Source organism: Arthrobacter sp. H14 (assembly GCF_000520495.1).
Taxonomy (GTDB): domain Bacteria; phylum Actinomycetota; class Actinomycetes; order Actinomycetales; family Micrococcaceae; genus Arthrobacter_C.
Genome location: NZ_KI914659.1, coordinates 1 through 2,167, shown reverse-complemented (window position 1 = coordinate 2,167; position 2,167 = coordinate 1). Strand labels below are relative to the sequence as shown.

The 2,167-nt window shown below is 64.6% G+C and carries 3 protein-coding genes; 2 read left to right on the top strand and 1 reads right to left on the bottom strand.

Features of this window, described 5'->3' with window-relative positions:
* The coding region (locus Y707_RS0113125) for a DUF6297 family protein (RefSeq protein WP_253905163.1) at positions 1-817 on the top strand (817 nt) is incomplete at its 5' end.
* A gap of 83 nt (positions 818-900) precedes the next feature.
* Positions 901-1,821, top strand: coding sequence for a DUF6297 family protein (locus Y707_RS25835; protein WP_275451216.1), 921 nt, complete (start codon positions 901-903; stop codon positions 1,819-1,821).
* Positions 1,822-1,942: 121 nt separating this feature from the next.
* Here Y707_RS25835 and Y707_RS25830 read toward each other — a convergent pair.
* Positions 1,943-2,167 (bottom strand): transposase (locus tag Y707_RS25830; protein ID WP_173401462.1); only part of this gene is annotated, 225 nt, incomplete at its 5' end.

The window sequence follows — 2,167 nt, the reverse complement described above, 5'->3', positions numbered from 1 at the left end:
CCGGCGCCCGATGGTGGCTGGTCCCTTCATCAGGCGCCTGGTGATTCTGGCCTTGGCGGCTTCACTCGCCTACGCAACGGTGAGCCTGCTGACATTGCTTGACGTGTCCATCGCGGGCCACGCCGCCGGCGCCGTCGTCTTTGGAATCCTGGCCGCTGGGTCTGCCTTGCTCGCCGCCGTCGTCCAGGTACACCATGGTAAGTCCAAGGGATGGATCTCCGGGATTCCTGCCGCCGAACTCACCCGTGGCGGGGCAGTGGCCGGACATGCTGGTTCCGCCGTCTTCTTTCTGGACACGAATGAGTTCACCCGTGCCCTCCAGGCGCCAACCCGTCAACAACACAATGCAGGACAGCTTGCCGGTCGGTTCTTTCTGCGCCGGCCCCGTGGCCCCGCCGGAGCACTGCTGCAGGCGGATATCGTCGCATTCCTTCGGACTCCCCTGTGGTGGCTCCGGCCCTTGCTCTGGCTTTTGCCTCCGGTAGCCGTACTCCTGCTGCAGACGGCGGTGCCAACGTTTTTGCAGCTGGGAGCCCTGCTGGTGGCCGGCTGCGTCGTGGCCTCCTCGGTCGGAGTGGTGGCGAGACAAACTGCGATCGTCCCTGAAGTCGATAGATTGTTGCCCCTTAGTTCTCCGGTCGTCGCCAGCGTCCGAATGGTAGCGCCGGCCGCGGCGTTGATGCTTTGGATGAGCTCACTAACCAGTGGCCTGGTGCTGCTCGGAGCAGCGGACGCCAGACTGATCGCTCTTGGTGCGCTGGCGGGCATCGGCATGGCCGGCGGAACCCTAAGCCTCGATCCACCGATCAGCAGCTGAGGTAGCCGCGGAACGGGAACTGGCTATTCCAGCGGCTTGAGGGCGCTGCGGAGCTATCGGCCTCGCTGCCGGGAGCGTTCCACTTGTTTCTTTCGTGTCGGTCGGACGGGGTCGAAGCCGGTCAGACCGGGGCTGTGGCTGACGGTTTCAGCATGGCTGTGAACAGGTCGGTGAACGCTGTTTCCCAGCGGCGCCCGATGGTGGCTGGTCCCTTCATCAGGCGCCTGGTGATTCTGGCCTTGGCGGCTTCACTCGCCTACGCAACGGTGAGCCTGCTGACATTGCTTGACGTGTCCATCGCGGGCCACGCCGCCGGCGCCGTCGTCTTTGGAATCCTGGCCGCTGGGTCTGCCTTGCTCGCCGCCGTCGTCCAGGTACACCATGGTAAGTCCAAGGGATGGATCTCCGGGATTCCTGCCGCCGAACTCACCCGTGGCGGGGCAGTGGCCGGACATGCTGGTTCCGCCGTCTTCTTTCTGGACACGAATGAGTTCACCCGTGCCCTCCAGGCGCCAACCCGTCAACAACACAATGCAGGACAGCTTGCCGGTCGGTTCTTTCTGCGCCGGCCCCGTGGCCCCGCCGGAGCACTGCTGCAGGCGGATATCGTCGCATTCCTTCGGACTCCCCTGTGGTGGCTCCGGCCCTTGCTCTGGCTTTTGCCTCCGGTAGCCGTACTCCTGCTGCAGACGGCGGTGCCAACGTTTTTGCAGCTGGGAGCCCTGCTGGTGGCCGGCTGCGTCGTGGCCTCCTCGGTCGGAGTGGTGGCGAGACAAACTGCGATCGTCCCTGAAGTCGATAGATTGTTGCCCCTTAGTTCTCCGGTCGTCGCCAGCGTCCGAATGGTAGCGCCGGCCGCGGCGTTGATGCTTTGGATGAGCTCACTAACCAGTGGCCTGGTGCTGCTCGGAGCAGCGGACGCCAGACTGATCGCTCTTGGTGCGCTGGCGGGCATCGGCATGGCCGGCGGAACCCTAAGCCTCGATCCACCGATCAGCAGCTGAGGTAGCCGCGGAACGGGAACTGGCTATTCCAGCGGCTTGAGGGCGCTGCGGAGCTATCGGCCTCGCTGCCGGGAGCGTTCCACTTGTTTCTTTCGTGTCGGTCGGACGGGGTCGAAGCCGGTCAGACCGGGGCTGTGGCTGACGGTTTCAGCATGGCTGTGAACAGGTCGGTGAACGCTGTTTCCCAGGGCCAGCCTTTGGGCATGTGAAGCAGGACTTTTCGGGCGCTGGACGCGATTCTGGCCGGGATGTTAATCAGTTTCCGGCGGATGGTGCCGGTCCTGGCTTTCGCCAGCCCGTTGCCAGCTGCAGCGGCGGCTGCGCGGGTGAGGTTGTAAGCCATAAC